The organism is Rhodoplanes sp. P11 (assembly GCF_964266735.1).
In the GTDB taxonomy this organism is placed as follows: Bacteria; Pseudomonadota; Alphaproteobacteria; order Rhizobiales; family Xanthobacteraceae; genus Rhodoplanes; species Rhodoplanes serenus.
On sequence record NZ_CAXWGY010000021.1, the window covers coordinates 263,111 to 278,302 of the forward strand.

Genomic DNA, 15,192 nt, shown 5'->3' on the forward strand with positions numbered 1-15,192 from the left:
GGCGATCTCCGGGGACGACGGGCTCCCGGGGCGAACGCGCGGGTCGCGGCCGCAGTTCCGAGGCGCTCACCCGGCCGGAGATACCCCGCCCCGCGTCCCGGGCGCCGGCGGGGCCGGCACCTTGCGCAGCACCGTGAAGCCGCTCGACCACGGCACATGCGAGACCACGTAGCCGCAGGCCGCATCGGCGAAATAGGTGGTCTCGTCCCAGCGGCGGCCGAACACCTCCTCGATCGCCTGGACGACGCCGCGGGTGCCGTTGCCGCCGGGCTCCGCCTTGCCGGAGAGCGTGCGCCGCCAGCCCTTCCCCATGTGGGTGTCGTGGAACAGCATGACGCCGGGGGTCGCGAGCCGCGGCATCCAGGCGGCCAGCTCGGCGCGGGTGTGCTCGTACTCGTGCGAGGTGTCGATGAAGATCACCTCCGGGCTCGGCGGGAGGCCGCGCGATGCACAAAACTGCTCGAACGGTGCGCGTGCGAAGGCGACGTCGTCGGCCTGCACGAAGGTCCAGCGCGCCCGCAGCGCCGCCGGCAGGTCGACGACGGAGCAGTCGGCGATGTCGACCGAGAGCACATGCGCGCCGGTCACCTCGGCGGCGGCGAGCAGCGCCCGGGTGGAGACGCCGCCGCGGGTGCCCAGCTCGACGATCAGCCGTGGCGAGGCCGCCACCGCCTCGAAGAAGATGGTGCCGAGATGATCGTGAATGTCGGAGTTGGCGGTGGCGAAGCGTCCCAGCGCGCCCGCCAGGCCGGGATGCGGCATGCTGGCATACCAGCGCGCCGGCGCGAGCCGCCTCATGGCGCGGGCGAGCTTCTGGCCGGTGCGACGGACACGGTGCGGGACAGGGCGATCGGACATCGGGATGGCGGCTCCGGCGGGCTCGTTCGAGTCGGGCTGCAACTCCTCCCGTCGCAGTCGGGCGGGATCATGGCGGCGGCTGGCCACCGTTCAAATCCCGCCAAATCCCGTCCAACCACATCCCCTCGCGACGCCTCGGCGACGCGATGGGAGGTGGACGTTACGTGACGTGACGCAGCCTCAGCGCCGCGGCCCGGCGACGATGTGGTGGTCGTGCAGCCAGGCGACCTCGTGGTCGACGTAACCGATCTCGTGCAGGATCTCGTCGGTGTGCTCGCCCAGCACCGAGGCGCGCCGCGGCGGCTCGCGCTCGAACGCCCCGAACGTGAACGGCGAGCCGGGCACCAGATACTCGCCGATCCCCGGCTGCTCCAGGCGCGAGAACATCGGGTTCTCGGTCGAGCAGTCGGGGTCCTCCTCGGTCACCTGGCGGAAGGAGCGGAACACCGACCAGGTGACGCCGTGCTCGTCGAGCGCCGCGGCGAAATCCTCGACAGCGCGCTCGCGGAACCACGGCGCCAACAGCTCGGTGATCTCCTTGCGGGCCTTGAATCGATCGCCCTCGCGAGACAGCCGCAGGCCGAGCCGCACGCCGAGATCGTCGAGCTCCTCGTGCAGCCCGGTGGTGGCGCGCAGGCCGTCCCACTGCCGGTTGGTCAGCGCCACGATCATCACGCGGCGGCCGTCGGCTGTCTCGAAGTCCTGGCCATACGCGCCGTAGAGGGCGTTGCCGTAGCGCGGCCGGTCGAAGCCGTTGACCTGCACCTCGCCGATGATGCCGAGATGGCCGAGGGTGGCGAGCGCGACATCCTTAAGCGCCAGCTCGACGAGCTGGCCCTGGCCGGTGTTGCGACGGTGGCGCTCCGCCGCCATCAGGGCGAGCGCCACCTTCTGGCCGGTGATCAGATCCCAGGCCGGCAGCACATGGCAGACGGGGTCTTGAGATCCCTCCGGGCCGGTCGCCGACGGAAACCCGATCGCCGGATTGACCGTGTAGTCCACCGCCGGGCCGCCATGGCGGTCGCCGAGCAGCGACACCATGATCAGGTCCTCGCGATGCTTCTTGAGCGAGTCGTAGTCCATCCAGCCGCGGACGCGGAGATTGGTCAGGAACATGCCGCGGTCCGGCCCCGGCGCGCAGATCAGTCGGGTGACGATCTCCTGGCCGCGCGGTGTCGACATGTCGACGGCGAGCGACCGCTTGCCCTTGTTGAGCCCGGCCCAGAACAGGCTGCGATTGTCCTTGGTCACCGGCCAGCGGTTATAGTCGAGCCCGCCGCGGATGCGGTCGAAGCGGATGACGTCGGCGCCGAGCTGGGCGAGCGTCATTCCGGCGAACGGCACAGCGACGAAGGCCGAGCCTTCGACCACCCGCATTCCTTGCAGCACTTTCACCATCACCGTCCTCCCTACGCGACGCTCGTCACCGGCCGATACTCACGCCCGCTGGTCATCGTCCGGCCTGCCCCGGCCACCCGCCCGCGGTCTTGCATGTGGCAAAGCCCGTCAGTCCGTCACCAGCCCGGCCAGGCGGGCGCGCTCCACGATGGTGCGCGACAGCCGGATCGAGGCGATGTCGATCATGCGGCCGTCGAGGCTGATGGCACCGTGCCCGGCGGCGCCCGCCTCGGCGCAGGCGGCGAGCACGCGCTGTGCCCAAGCCAGCTCGGCCGGCGGCGGCACGAAGGTCTCGTTGACCGGCGCGATCTGGCTCGGATGGATGCACCACTTGCCGTCGAACCCCATGGCGCGGCCGATGGCACACGCCTTGCGGAAGCCCTCCGGATTGCGGATGCCGGCGAACGGGCTGTCGATGGCGCGCTTGTCGAAGGCGCGCGCCGCGGTGACGATCGCATGCATGATGTGGTGCCAGCGATGCCCCGGATAGAGCGCGTCGTGCTCGTCGGGCTCGCCGATGGACGCCATCGGCATGCGCACCGAGGCGGCGTAGTCGCCGGCGCCGTAGATCAGCGCCTCCAGCCGCGGCGACGCGGCGGCGATCTCGCGGATGTTGACGCAGCCGGCCGCCGTCTCGATCAGCGCCTCGATGCCGATCGGCCGGGTGATCCCCATGGCGGCCTCGATCTGGCCGAGCAGCGTCGCGACGAAATGGATGTCCGAGGCGGTCCCGACCTTCGGCACCACCACGAGGTCGACGCGGTCGCCCGCCTCCTCCACCACCTCGATGAGATCCCGATAGGCGAAGGAGGTGTCGAGGCCGTTCATGCGGAAGATGCGGAGCTTGCGGCCGAAGTCGAGTTCCCTGAAGGCGCGCGCGACGTTGCCGCGCGCCGCCTCCTTCTCGGCCGGCGCGACCGCGTCCTCGAGGTCGATGCACACGGCGTCGGCGGGCGCGGCGGCGGCCTTCTGGATCATGCTCCAGTTGGAGGCCGGCACGATGAGGATGGAGCGTTCGAGGCGGTCGGTCATGAGAGTCTGATGAGATCCGATGAGCGCGAAGGGGCGCGGCGCCGGAGATCCCTCTCCCCGCGCGCGGGGAGAGGGTGGCTCGCCTCGAAGAGGCGAGTCGGGTGAGGGGGCCTCTCGTGGATACGGATACGTGCCGCCCCGCCCCCCCCCCACTCGTGGATACGGATACGTCCCCTCACCCGACAGTCTCGCTGATCGCGAGAATGTCGACCTCTCCCCGCGCGCGGGGAGAGGTGAGGAGGCGGTGCGGTGTCAGCGGGATGAGTCATTCGCCGCCCATGTCACGGTCGCCTGCATGCCGACATGGCCGTCGCCGTTCACCGTGAAGAGGTCGTGGCCGCCGTCGTCGCGGGCGACACCCATCAGCCGCACCTGGTCGAAGCCGAACAGCGGCCGCACGGCGCGGAACGAGTAGCGGGCGGGCGGACGGTCCGGCACCCGGCGGCGGGCGAATTCGAGCAGCAGCAGGGCTTGCAGCGGCCCGTGCACCACGAGGCCGGGGTACTTCTCCACGTCGGTCGCATAGGGCAGATCGTAGTGGATGCGGTGGCCGTTGAAGGTCAGCGCCGAGAAGCGGAACAGCAGCACCGGATCGACGGCGACCGGCTCGCTCCAGGCCGGATCGGCCGGCGCCGCGGTCGGTGGCGGCGGCGAGAAGGATTTCGGCATCGGCAGATAGACGATGTCCTGCTCCTCCTCGACCGCGAGGCCGCGGCCCGAGCGGATCTCGTGGCGGAGCGTCACGAACACCATCCGGCCGGTCTTGCCCTCCTTCTCGGCGATCTTCAGGATCTCCGAGCGCTTGTGGAGGACGTCGCCGATCCGCAGCCGATCATGGAAGACGTGGCGCCCGCTCGCCCACATGCGCCGCTCCAGCGCGATCGGCGGCAAGAAGCCGCCACGGCGGGGATGGCCGTCGGAGCCGATCTCCGACATCGGCACGATCGGCAGGAAGTAGAGCCAGTACCACAGCTCGGGCAGCGGATCGCCGATCGAGAAGGCGGCGTCCGCCTGATCGAGCGTCGCCGCCAGCGCGCGCGCCGGCGTCGGATAGGCCTGGTCGCTGACCTCCTGGGTGCGCCCCACCCAAGACTGCAAATCAACGTGCTGCAAGTCGACGGGCTGCTGATCGACGTCGCTCATCGTGCGTCTCCTCCGCCGTATCCGTCCCGACAGGACCGGCGCTCGGCGACGACGCGCACGCAACGCCACACGATCCGGACCATCACCTCACGGGCTCTGCCTAGCGGGCTCGACCGCGCCGGGCTGAACCGACCATGGTCCGCCGGCCACCGACGACCCGGCATTCGAAATCAGATCCTCCGGTGACGACCGGAGACAACAGGATCGAGAGTACAGTTTCCGCGAAGCCCGCCCGCCCTGGCAATACGGCATCGCACCGCGGCCGGCGTCCAGGCGGGACGCCGGCGACGACAGGTGTCAGGCGAACTCCAGGATGACGGCATCGACCGGCAGGCTGTCGCCCTTCTTGGCGTGAACCTTGGCGACCACCCCGTCGCGCTCGGCGCGCAGGACGTTCTCCATCTTCATCGCCTCGATCACCGCGAGCGTCTCGCCCGCCTTGATCTCCTGGCCCTGGCTGACCTCGACCGAGAGCACCAGGCCCGGCATCGGGCACAGCACCTTCTTGCCGGTGTCGAGCTTGGCCTTGGCGGGCATCAGGCGGATCGCGAAGGCTTCCCACGGCTTGTAGACGTAGACCTTCACCTCGATGCCGTGGTGCGACATCAGGTGCCCGTTCGGAATGTCGTGCACCTGCACGGCCACCGGATCGTCGTCGATGACGCCGAGCCACACGGGATCACCGGGCTTCCACGCCGATTCGGTGTAGCGCTTGGGGCCGCGCTTGCCGTTCTCGATGAAGTGGACGTCGATGCCGTTGCCCTCGCGCTCGACCTCCAGCTCGATCTCCTCGCTACCGACCAGCACGATGCGCCGCCGGTCGCCCGGCACGTGCGGGTGCTGCATCTGGCCGCTGATCCGGCGCTTGCGCTCGGTGGTCTGGAACTCCATCACGGCCGCCACCGCGGCGATGATCTTGCTGCGGTCGCCGCCCGCCGGCAGCGGGTGGAAGCCGTCCGGCCACTCCTCGGCGATGAAGCGGGTCGACAGCCGGCCCTCGATCCAGCGCGGATGCTGCATCAGGGTCGAGAGGAACGGAATGTTGTGGCGGATGCCCTCGACATAGAAGCAGTCGAGCGCCCGCGCCTGGGCGTCGATCGCCTTGGTGCGGGTGTCGGCGTGGGTGATCAGCTTGGCGATCAGAGGATCGTAATAGAGCGAGATCTCGCCGCCCTCGTAGACGCCGGTGTCGACCCGCACGGTGACCTGGTCGAAGCCGCGCCCGTCCCGCTCGACCGGGGCACGGAAGCGCACCAGGCGACCGATCGAGGGCAGGAAGTTGCGGGACGGGTCCTCGGCATAGACGCGCGATTCCACCGCCCAGCCCTTGATCTTCACGTCCGCCTGGGTCATCGCCAGCGGCTCGCCGGCGGCGACCCGGATCATCTGCTCGACGAGATCGATGCCGGTGATCAGCTCGGTGACCGGGTGCTCGACCTGGAGCCGCGTGTTCATCTCCAGGAAGTAGAAGCTCTTGTCCTGGCCGGCGACGAACTCGACGGTGCCGGCGGAGTCGTAGCCGACCGCCTTGGCGAGCGCGACCGCCTGGGCGCCCATCCGCTCGCGCGTCGCGGCGTCGAGCAGCGGCGACGGCGCCTCCTCGATCACCTTCTGGTTGCGGCGCTGGATCGAGCACTCGCGTTCGCCGAGGTGGATGACGTTGCCGTGCTTGTCGCCGAGCACCTGGATCTCGACATGGCGCGGGTCGACGATGAACTTCTCGATGAAGACGCGATCGTCGCCGAAGGCCGACTTGGCCTCGGAGCGGGCGCGTTGCCAGCCCTCCAGCACCTCGGCCTTGTCGTAGGCGATGCGCATGCCCTTGCCGCCGCCGCCGGCCGATGCCTTGAGCATCACCGGATAGCCGATCTCCTCGGCGATCCGCACGGCATGCTGGTCGTCCTCGATGATGCCGAGGAAGCCGGGCACGGTGGAGACGCCGGCCGACGCCGCCGCCTTCTTGCTCTCGATCTTGTCGCCCATGGCGGCGATCGCCTTGGGGTTCGGCCCGATGAAGACGATGCCGGCCTGGGCGAGCGCGGTCGGGAAGGCTTCACGCTCGGAGAGGAAGCCGTAGCCGGGATGCACCGCCTCGGCGCCGGTGCGGCGGCACGCCTCGACGATCTTCTCGATGATCAGGTAGCTCTGCGCAGCCGGGGCCGGCCCGATATGAACGGCGGTGTCGGCCATCTCGACATGGAGCGCGTCCTTGTCGGCATCCGAATAGACGGCGACGGTCTCGATCCCCATTCGTCGGGCTGTCTTGATGATCCGGCAGGCGATCTCCCCGCGATTGGCGATCAGGATCCGCTTGAACATTGCGACGCTGTCCGTATTGAAAAAACGAGTGGTAAAACGGGCGCTCACGTTCTAGCCGCACCGCAAAAAAGTCAACGCCTATCCTCCGGCCGCGACGACGGCGACGGCCCAGCCGGCGAGCCCCGCGGCCGCACAGGCGAGCCCGAGCACTGCGATCTCGATCGCGAACCGCCGGCCGCCCGCGGCGGCGCCGATCGCCACCTTGGCCACCGTGTTGCTGGCCACCGCGGCCAGGATGGCGTGGCCGGCGGCGGCCGGGCTCAGCGTCGCCGGGGCGAGTTGGGCCATCGACACCGTGATGGCGTCGACATCGGCGAGCCCGACCGCGGCGGCCCCGACCACGGCCCCCCACTCGCCGAGCCGATCGCCGAGAAACCGCCCCAGCACCACGATGCCGGCCAGGAACACGGCGAAGCCGACCACCGAGGCGAGGTCGAACGGATTGCGGAAGGCCAGCGGCGCCGCCGCCGCATCGGCCGGCCGGCCGGCGACCCGCAGGGCCGCATAGCCGAGCGCGGCCGCGACGGCGCCGGCGAGCGCCGGCGCCAGCGCCGGCAGCAGCACCGGATTGACGGCCGCCGCGATGACCAGCACCCGCACGAAGGAGATCGCAGTCGCCACCGCGACGCCCGCCGCCAGTAGCTGGGGACTGCCCTCCCCGGCCGCGGCGCGCCGGGCGTTGGTCGCAGTCACCGCGGTCGACGACACGAGGCCGCCGGCGGCCGCCGCCAGCAGCACGCCGCGGGCCGGCCCGAGCCGGCCGACCGCCAGGTAGCCGACGAACGACACGGCCGCGAGCACGATGGCGGTCAGCCAGATTTGGCGCGGATTGACACCTCCGTACGGGCCGACGGCGGTGTCGGGCGCGATCGGCAGCACGATGCAGGTCATCGCCAGCAGCACAAGGGCGGAGCGCAGCTCGGCCGCCGTGACCTTGGCGACGAAGCCGTGCAGCGCCTCGCGCATCGCCAGCAGCGCCGCCACCGCCACCGCCACGGCGGCCGCGGCCTGGCGGTCGCCGACGAGCGCGTAGGCTCCGAGCGCGAAGGTGACCAGGCCGGTCACCATGGTGGTGGCCGAGAAGGCGTTGTCGGCCCGATTCTCGGCGTGACAGAACAGCGCGAAGGCGCCGGCGAAGCCGAGGAACACGAGCCCGATCACCACGGCGGCGGCGGCCGGCTCGGCCGACAGCGCCCGGCCCAGCGCCCCGGCGACGGCGCCGAGGATCGCCACCACCGTGAAGGTGCGAATGCCGGCGGTGCGCGAGCCCGGCACGTCGTCGCGCAGGCGCCAACCGCGCTCCAGGCCGATCATCAGGCCGATGCCGAGCGCGAGGGCGAAGCGTGCCAGAAGGTCGTCGATAGCCATGGGGCTCACTACGGGAGTTCGTCTGCGTGGGCTCGTCCGGCGGTGGTGTCCGGCGGTCGCGGCCGGTGGCCACCTTTCGTCGCCCCGGCGGTCCTCCGCAAGCCCTGGCAGGCGGTGGTGCGGCGCCCGGCCGAAACGACGACGGGCGCGGCCATCGGCCGCGCCCGCGACGAGAAAGATTGAACCGCCGAAATTCAGCGCCGCGGCGGGCTGAACAGCTTCGAGAAGCCCGAGAAGGCGTCGCCGTTCCAGGCGGTGAGCCGCTGAGCCAGCATGCCGAGCTCGGTCGACTGCGCGGTCAGCGCCTCGAACTGCTTGCGGGCATGGCTGGTCGACAGCTCGACCAGATCGGACGGCGACTTCACTGCGGACAGCTGCTCGGCGTAGTCGAGGGCCGCGTTGAGGTTGGCCTTCATGAACTCGAACATGCGTTGGCGATACTCCTCGGCCGCCGTGGCGGCAGCCGACAGGTCGGCGGGCGACGCCCCGCCGCCGTCCCGCTGCACCAGGCCGGCGAACTCCGCCGGCGTCTTCAGGGTCGCGAGACTGGCGGCGTAATCGAGCGCCGCGTTCACGTTGCCCCGCATGTAATCGAAGACCTTGGCGCGATAGTCCTCGGCCACCTGGGTCGCGGCGGAAACGTCCTGGCCCATCTTGTCCATCGCATCCTCGGTCTGAATGATCGCCTGTCCAACGTTTTTCTTGAGATCCGCGATCGCCTGATCGGCGGCGGCGCTCGGGTCACTCTGGTCGTGCATGCCGACATTCCCTTCGAGCAAAGAAGACACACGAAGACGTCGTTCAGCCCGGACACTCGGCGGTCCGGTTTCGGTTCGAGGCCGGTTCCTGCGGGGCCGGTCTTGGTTTTCCGGCAGTGTACCGGCTTCCCTGACACGGGAAAGACAGAAATAGCTCGCCTGCATGTCGGTGCTCGCCGGCCACCGGCGGGGCCTGGAAAGTCTTTCCCTTCCGGCAGCCGCCCCCTATAAGACGATCGCCGGACGTGACCCGCGCCGACCCATGGCTGCGGACCGACCCGGTGGACGTTCATGAAACCCACCGTCTACGTCATCAACGGCCCGAACCTGAACCTGCTCGGCACGCGCGAGCCGGAGCAGTACGGCCGTGCCACGCTGGCCGACGTCGAGGAGCTGTGCCGGTCCGCCGCCGAGGCGCACGGATTCGGCCTGGTGTTTCGGCAGTCCAACTACGAGGGGGAGCTGGTCTCCTGGGTCCAGGAGGCCGGAGCGGCGCGAGCCGCCGGCATCGTGCTGAACGCCGCCGCCTATACCCATACCTCGATCGCCCTTCTCGACGCGGTCGCCGCCGTGGCGGTGCCGGTGATCGAGGTTCACATCACTAATGTCCATGCCCGCGAGCCCTTCCGCCACGTCTCCTACGTGGCACGAGCGGCCAAAGGCGTGATCTGCGGGCTCGGCCCGCAGGGATACGCGCTCGCCATCGCCGGCCTCGCGGGCTTGGTGACCCAGAGGGAGCTCAAGTCGTGACAGCCGATCGGGACGCGCCGTCGCCGGCGCCCGGCCTCACCGCCACCAACGAGGAGATCGTCCGCACGCTGGCGCGCCTGCTCGGCGAGACCGGCCTGACCGAGATCGAGATCGAGCACGCCGGCCTGCGGGTGCGGGTAGCGCGGCAGAGCGTCGCGGTCGCCACCGTGGCGCCGGCGGCTGCGCCCGTCCCCGCCGCGGTGCCGGGCGTCTACGCGGTCGCCGACGGGCCGATGGACCCGTCCAAGCACCCAGGCGTCGTCACCTCGCCGATGGTCGGCACCGCCTACCGATCGCCCGAGCCGGAGGCCCGGCCCTTCGTCGAGGTCGGCACCGCCGTGAAGGCCGGCGAGACCGTGCTGATCATCGAGGCGATGAAGACCATGAACCAAATCCCGGCGCCGCGCTCCGGCACCGTGACCCAGATCCTCGTCGAGGACGGCCAGCCGGTCGAGTTCGGCGAGCCCCTCATGATCATCGAATGACGCGGACCACGGGAACGCGATGTTCGAGAAAATCCTGATCGCCAATCGCGGGGAGATCGCGCTCCGCATCCTGCGGGCCTGCAAGGATCTGGGCATCCAGACGGTCGCGGTGCATTCGACCGCCGACGCCGATGCCATGCATGTCCGCCTCGCCGACGAGAGCGTCTGCATCGGCCCGCCGCCCGCCAAGGACAGCTATCTCAACATCCCGGCGCTGCTCGCCGCCTGCGAGATCACGGGTGCCGACGCGGTGCATCCGGGCTACGGCTTCCTCTCCGAGAACGCCCGCTTCGCCGAGATTCTCGAGGAGCACGGGCTGCACTTCATCGGCCCGAAGCCCGCCCATATCCGCCTGATGGGCGACAAGATCGAGGCCAAGCGCACGGCGCGGCGCCTCGGCATTCCCTGCGTGCCGGGCTCCGAAGGCGCCCTCGGATCGGACGACGAGGCGAAGGCCATCGCTCGCGACATCGGCTATCCGGTGCTGGTGAAGGCGGCGGCGGGCGGCGGCGGCCGCGGCATGAAGGTGGCGCGCAGCGAGGCGGATCTCCGCATCGCGCTGGCGACCGCCAGGGCCGAATCGAAGGCGGCCTTCGGCGACGACTCCCTCTACATGGAGAAGTACCTGGAGCAGCCGCGCCACATCGAGTTCCAGGTGCTCGGCGACGGCGAGGGCCACGCCATCCATCTCGGCGAGCGCGACTGCTCGCTCCAGCGCCGTCACCAGAAGATCTGGGAGGAGAGCCCCTCCCCGGCCCTCAACGCCGATGCCCGCGGCCGAATCGGCGACGTCGTCGCCAAGGCGATGCAGGATCTCGGCTATCTGGGCGTCGGCACGATCGAGTTCCTGTACGAGGACGGGCAGTTCTACTTCATCGAGATGAACACCCGCATCCAGGTCGAGCACCCGGTGACCGAGATGATCACCGACATCGACCTGATTCTGGAGCAGATCCGGGTGGCCAACGGGTCCGGCCTGACGATCCGGCAGGAGGACGTGACCTATCACGGCCACGCCATCGAGTGCCGCATCAATGCCGAGAATCCGGTGTCGTTCCGGCCGTCGCCCGGCAAGATCCGCCACTACCATCCGCCCGGCGGCATGGGGGTGCGCATCGATTCGGCGGCCTATCGGGGCTACGTGATTCCGCCCTATTACGACTCGCTGATCGGCAAGCTGATCGTGCACGGCAAGACCCGCGCCGAATGCCTGATGCGGCTGCGCCGCGCCATCGACGAGTTCGTGGTCGACGGCGTCGAGACCACCTTGCCGCTGTTCCGCGCCCTGGTGCGCGACAAGGACATCCTCGACGGCAGCTATCACATCCACTGGCTGGAGCAGTTCCTGGCCCGGGGCGGCGGCGTCGACGGCTGATACGAGATCCGGCTGATCCATTCCGTGGTCATTCCGGAAGCCGCGAAGCGGCTATCCGGAATCTAGCCGAGAGTTCCGAGTTTGCCGCTGGATTCCGGGCTCACCGCTGCGCGGCGCCCCGGAATGACGGCGCACCGATCACCCGAACACAGTATGACGCCGCGGAGCCGAAAGGCAGGCGTCGAGCACAGACATCGGCGGCAGGCGTCCGTCTGCCCGGTCGGCCCTTCGCCATGCGGCCGCGCAAGACGGGCCGTAGCCGATTGCGATACGATGGCGTCGGCTTCGCCCCGAGGTTGGGCGACGACCGACCAGTCCGGGGGCGACCATGAGCGACGACGGATTCCGCAACGTCTTTCTCACCGCGAGCGACGGCCTGCGGCTGCATCTGCGCGAGTACGGCGAGCGCGGCGGCGCCGGCCTGCCGGTGGTGTGCCTGCCCGGGCTGACCCGCACGGCGGCCGACTTTCATGTGCTGGCCAGCGCCCTCGCCCACGATCCAGCGCGGCCGCGCCGGGTGCTCGCCCTCGACTATCGCGGCCGCGGCCTCTCCGCCTGGGACCCCGATCCGAGCCGCTACACGGTCGCGGTCGAGCTCGCCGACGTGCTCGGCGTGATGGCGGCGTGCCAAGCGATGCCGGCCGTGCTGATCGGCACCTCGCGGGGCGGCCTGATCAGCCTGGCGATGGCCTCGGTGAAGCCCGAGGCGATCGCCGGCGTGGTGCTCAACGACATCGGCCCGGTGATCGAGGCGGACGGCATCGCCCGGATCAAGACCTATGTGGGCCGCGCCGGCCAGCCGGCCGACTTCGCCCAGGGGGCCGCGGCGCTGCGCCGGCTGTTCGCCGACCAGTTTCCCGACTGGTCCGACGAGGATTGGCGCGACATGGCGTACCGCGCGTGGCGGCTGGAGAACGGCCAGCTTCTGCCGACCTACGATCAGGCGATCGCCGAGGCGCTACGCGCCTTCGACCTGTCGAAGCCGCTGCCCGAGCTGTGGCCGCAGTTCGATGCGCTCGCCGGCGTGCCGGTGATGGTGATCCGCGGCGGCCTGTCGGACCTCCTGTCCGCCCGGACGGTGGAAGCCATGAAGGCTCGCCGCCCCGACCTCGAGGTGATCGAGGTGCCGCGCCAGGGCCATGCCCCCGATCTCGCCGGCGCCGACGTCATCCCCCGCATCGCCGCCTTCGTGGACCGCTGCGTCCGGCGGCCGGATTGATCAGCCGTAGCCCGGACCGTGGGCCGGAGCCGTAGCCCTGGTTGAGCGAAGCGAAACCCGGGACAGCCACGTCGATCGCATCGCCCAGAAACGAAAACCCCCGGCGTTTCCGCCGGGGGCTTCGACCACGAATGTGGTGTCAGACGATCAGCCGATCACGGAACGATGTCGCGGTGGACACGGAACGTGACGGACAGGGCGTCTTGGTTCTCGATCGCGTACAGGGCATTCGGACGCGGCGCGCCGGCGAGCGAGGTGTAGTTGGCCACCCCCCCGAACGCCGTCTCGAGGCGGTGATAGAGAACGTCCACGCCCATGTAGAAGTCGGGGCGGATGTTCCACTGGGTGCGCGAGCCGATGTACCAGAACGAGAAGTCCGGATCGCAGTTGGTCGCGTTCGAGATGGTGTTGGGACCACCCGAGATGCTGGCGCACTGCGCCAGAGCGGCCGCCTGGCTGTGCTCGATGTTGAACCAGCCGCCGTAGAGCGAGGTCTTCAGGGCCGGGGTCCAAACGTGCTCGTACGACGCATTCACGCCGAGCACCTTGGTCAGCTCGAGCGAGCCGTTGTTGATGTAGATGCCGTCCGTCAGCCAGCCCACGCCGAGCGAGTTGCCGCCGCCGAACATCGCCAGCGAGCCAGCGCCCGCCGGGGTGTAGATGGCGTAACGGGTCGCACCCTCGGTGTAGTTGACCTGGAACTGGAAGCTGTCGCCGCGCGAGATGAAGTCGGTCTTCACCCGAGCGCCGACGCCGACCGCGAAGCCGAGCGCGCTGTCACCCGAGCCGCACAGCATCGAGCCGGTGATGGTCCCGTTGCCGTTCGCAGGCGTGCAGGTGTTCTGCGCCGCGTTGGTGAAGTTGTAGGCTGCCGAGGCGTCATGCAGGGCGCCCATCACCTGGAAGGAGCCCCAGGCCTGGTCGACGCGGATGTTCGCCACGACGTCCGGCCACTTCACCGTGCCGTAGTCGTTGTTGACCGGCCCACCGACGGTGAACTGGTTGCTCTGGATGGTGTTGACGATCGCCATGCGGCGCGGCTCTTCGAGCGCGATGGTCGCCGACACGCCGTTGCCGAGCTGAGCCGTGTAGGCGGCCAGCAGCACGCCCGCGTCGCCGGTGTCCGACGAAGCGATGCCGTAGTACGACACGGCCGGGATCGACCACAGGTCGTAGAACGACTGCGCCTTGCCGAAGGTGAAGCCGGCGAACTGGATGAAGCCGCGGGTCGCATAGAGCGAGGCCGCATTGCCGCCGAACGACGAGCCGCCGGGCGAGTCGTGGTTGAAGCCCAGGAGCACGTAGGTGCGCAGCGTGCCCCACTCGGTCTGCGACCGGGTGTCGACCGTCCACACGGCGCGGGTGCGCATCACGGTGTCGTTGGCGAAGCCGGTCAAGTTCGACTGCTGGGCCGAGGCCGAGCCGAACATCACGCCGGTGCTGGGGCCCGAGCCGGTGTTGTAGTAGTACTGGGCGCGGACGTAGCCGCCCATCTTCATGCAGATGTCCGTGCCGGGGATGTAGTAGAACCCGGCGCCGTACAGCGAGCAGACCTTCACGTACTCGACCGGCTTGGCCTTGACGGGAAGATCGGCCGCCTGCGCACCAACAACCGCAACGAGACCTGCCGCGGAGCCGAGGAGAAGGCTTTTCACCATCTTCATCTGAAACCTCCAATCGTTTGCCTTGGGAGGGTTCCGTCTCCGGCGGGTGCTCACACCCTGGAAGGTCCCCTTAATCCCCGATCCACCCAGCGTTCCGTACCGCGCCTTGTCACCGATGCGGTCTGGAACTCCAGACGGGGCGACCCCGGGAATGCCCCCCTTCGTCGCGAGGTCAGATTAGCGAACGGCCTTTCGCAGGCAATAAAGAAGCGCCCGCGAACCGGCCCTAAGCGCTTGAATCCGGGGCTGTGTTGCCCAAACGACACGAATCCACCCGCGCTCCGGGTGTTGGAGCGGCGCCGAATACGTATTTGGACGCAAGCGCTTGGGCGATTGTGACGAGATCTGGCCGGAAGACTCGCGGCAGAGCTGCCACGGTGGCCTCGAAACCCCATGAGGTACGTGCACGACCTCGAATCGAGGTTTTCGTCGCCCCCGCGCGGCGCCGCGGGACTCGGGCCGAGACAGGCCCGGCCGCGGCGTCTGCCGGTAAGCTCTCTCCGCAATGAGAAAATTTTGACCGGAACGATGTTCGGGGACTGCGAGCCCGCGAGTCGGCGACCGCACGTCCGAGTCCGGACGGCCGAGGGTCGAGCCGCCGTCGCCCCTGCGCGAGTGCTGCCGGGGTCGACGGGAGGCGCCGAACATGGGGCCGAGGACTCGGAGAGGCTGACGGATATGGAGCGGGCGGAAACGGGGCTGGCGGAGACGGAGGGATTCGAACCCTCGATACGGCTTTAAGGCCGTATAACGGTTTAGCAAACCGCCGCCTTCAGCCACTCGGCCACGTCTCCGGTGGGGATTTCGTAGACGGTCCGGCCGC

General features: G+C 69.5%; 12 protein-coding genes and 1 tRNA gene. 4 read left to right on the forward strand and 9 right to left on the reverse strand.

Translation table 11 applies throughout. The features are described 5' to 3' along the window. Window positions 1-66 precede the first annotated feature (66 nt). The 7 genes from ACFQUV_RS24050 to ACFQUV_RS24080 form a co-directional block, all read right to left on the reverse strand. Window positions 67-858: a class I SAM-dependent methyltransferase gene (locus ACFQUV_RS24050; RefSeq protein WP_129610811.1), complete on the reverse strand. Its 792-nt coding sequence runs from the start codon at window positions 856-858 to the stop codon at window positions 67-69. A 180-nt stretch (window positions 859-1,038) separates the two neighbouring features. Next, window positions 1,039-2,256 carry a CoA transferase gene (locus ACFQUV_RS24055; RefSeq protein WP_129610812.1) on the reverse strand — a complete coding sequence of 406 codons (1,218 nt, stop codon included), beginning with the start codon at window positions 2,254-2,256 and terminating at the stop codon, window positions 1,039-1,041. A 108-nt stretch (window positions 2,257-2,364) separates the two neighbouring features. After that, the gene (locus ACFQUV_RS24060; protein ID WP_129610813.1) at window positions 2,365-3,288 is read right to left on the reverse strand and encodes a CoA ester lyase; all 924 of its coding nucleotides are present in this window, start codon (window positions 3,286-3,288) and stop codon (window positions 2,365-2,367) included. Between the two features lie 252 nt (window positions 3,289-3,540). Then, window positions 3,541-4,431 (reverse strand): MaoC family dehydratase N-terminal domain-containing protein, encoded by an 891-nt coding sequence (locus tag ACFQUV_RS24065; protein ID WP_129610814.1) that lies wholly within the window; start codon window positions 4,429-4,431, stop codon window positions 3,541-3,543. 297 nt (window positions 4,432-4,728) lie between these two features. Then, the gene (locus ACFQUV_RS24070) at window positions 4,729-6,750 is read right to left on the reverse strand and encodes an acetyl/propionyl/methylcrotonyl-CoA carboxylase subunit alpha (RefSeq protein ID WP_129610815.1); all 2,022 of its coding nucleotides are present in this window, start codon (window positions 6,748-6,750) and stop codon (window positions 4,729-4,731) included. A 78-nt stretch (window positions 6,751-6,828) separates the two neighbouring features. Then, window positions 6,829-8,118 (reverse strand): DUF4010 domain-containing protein, encoded by a 1,290-nt coding sequence (locus ACFQUV_RS24075; protein WP_129610816.1) that lies wholly within the window; start codon window positions 8,116-8,118, stop codon window positions 6,829-6,831. 194 nt (window positions 8,119-8,312) lie between these two features. After that, complete coding sequence (locus ACFQUV_RS24080; protein WP_111388567.1) at window positions 8,313-9,041, reverse strand: phasin family protein; 729 nt, start codon at window positions 9,039-9,041, stop codon at window positions 8,313-8,315. 126 nt (window positions 9,042-9,167) lie between these two features. Between ACFQUV_RS24080 and aroQ the strand changes: the two genes are divergently transcribed. The 4 genes from aroQ (at window position 9,168) to ACFQUV_RS24100 (ending at window position 12,705) form a co-directional block, all read left to right on the forward strand. Then, window positions 9,168-9,626, forward strand: coding sequence for a type II 3-dehydroquinate dehydratase (gene aroQ / locus ACFQUV_RS24085; protein ID WP_129610817.1), 459 nt, complete (start codon window positions 9,168-9,170; stop codon window positions 9,624-9,626). Continuing rightward, window positions 9,623-10,111, forward strand: coding sequence for an acetyl-CoA carboxylase biotin carboxyl carrier protein (accB, locus tag ACFQUV_RS24090; protein WP_129610818.1), 489 nt, complete (start codon window positions 9,623-9,625; stop codon window positions 10,109-10,111). The genes aroQ and accB overlap by 4 nt, the downstream gene beginning before the upstream one ends. A gap of 19 nt (window positions 10,112-10,130) precedes the next feature. After that, the gene (gene accC / locus ACFQUV_RS24095; RefSeq protein ID WP_111388564.1) at window positions 10,131-11,486 is read left to right on the forward strand and encodes an acetyl-CoA carboxylase biotin carboxylase subunit; all 1,356 of its coding nucleotides are present in this window, start codon (window positions 10,131-10,133) and stop codon (window positions 11,484-11,486) included. Between the two features lie 328 nt (window positions 11,487-11,814). After that, window positions 11,815-12,705 (forward strand): alpha/beta fold hydrolase, encoded by an 891-nt coding sequence (locus tag ACFQUV_RS24100; RefSeq protein WP_129610819.1) that lies wholly within the window; start codon window positions 11,815-11,817, stop codon window positions 12,703-12,705. Between the two features lie 155 nt (window positions 12,706-12,860). Here ACFQUV_RS24100 and ACFQUV_RS24105 read toward each other — a convergent pair whose 3' ends face one another. Together ACFQUV_RS24105 and ACFQUV_RS24110 are read right to left on the reverse strand one after the other, a co-directional pair. Beyond that, the gene (locus ACFQUV_RS24105; RefSeq protein WP_129610820.1) at window positions 12,861-14,369 is read right to left on the reverse strand and encodes a porin; all 1,509 of its coding nucleotides are present in this window, start codon (window positions 14,367-14,369) and stop codon (window positions 12,861-12,863) included. A gap of 700 nt (window positions 14,370-15,069) precedes the next feature. Then, a tRNA-Ser gene (locus ACFQUV_RS24110) sits at window positions 15,070-15,163 on the reverse strand. Between the last annotated feature and the right edge of the window lie 29 nt (window positions 15,164-15,192).

Bases quoted from the DNA above. Each gene is read 5' to 3' on its own strand.
- ACFQUV_RS24105 (WP_129610820.1), bottom strand. From the start codon at position 14,369: ATGAAGATGGTGAAAAGCCTTCTCCTCGGCTCCGCGGCAGGTCTCGTT.
- ACFQUV_RS24055 (WP_129610812.1), bottom strand. From the start codon at position 2,256: ATGGTGAAAGTGCTGCAAGGAATGCGGGTGGTCGAAGGCTCGGCCTTC.
- ACFQUV_RS24100 (WP_129610819.1), top strand. From the start codon at position 11,815: ATGAGCGACGACGGATTCCGCAACGTCTTTCTCACCGCGAGCGACGGC.
- ACFQUV_RS24070 (WP_129610815.1), bottom strand. From the start codon at position 6,750: ATGTTCAAGCGGATCCTGATCGCCAATCGCGGGGAGATCGCCTGCCGG.
- aroQ (WP_129610817.1), top strand. From the start codon at position 9,168: ATGAAACCCACCGTCTACGTCATCAACGGCCCGAACCTGAACCTGCTC.
- ACFQUV_RS24060 (WP_129610813.1), bottom strand. From the start codon at position 3,288: ATGACCGACCGCCTCGAACGCTCCATCCTCATCGTGCCGGCCTCCAAC.
- ACFQUV_RS24080 (WP_111388567.1), bottom strand. From the start codon at position 9,041: ATGCAGGCGAGCTATTTCTGTCTTTCCCGTGTCAGGGAAGCCGGTACA.
- ACFQUV_RS24075 (WP_129610816.1), bottom strand. From the start codon at position 8,118: ATGGCTATCGACGACCTTCTGGCACGCTTCGCCCTCGCGCTCGGCATC.
- ACFQUV_RS24050 (WP_129610811.1), bottom strand. From the start codon at position 858: ATGTCCGATCGCCCTGTCCCGCACCGTGTCCGTCGCACCGGCCAGAAG.
- ACFQUV_RS24065 (WP_129610814.1), bottom strand. From the start codon at position 4,431: ATGAGCGACGTCGATCAGCAGCCCGTCGACTTGCAGCACGTTGATTTG.
- accC (WP_111388564.1), top strand. From the start codon at position 10,131: ATGTTCGAGAAAATCCTGATCGCCAATCGCGGGGAGATCGCGCTCCGC.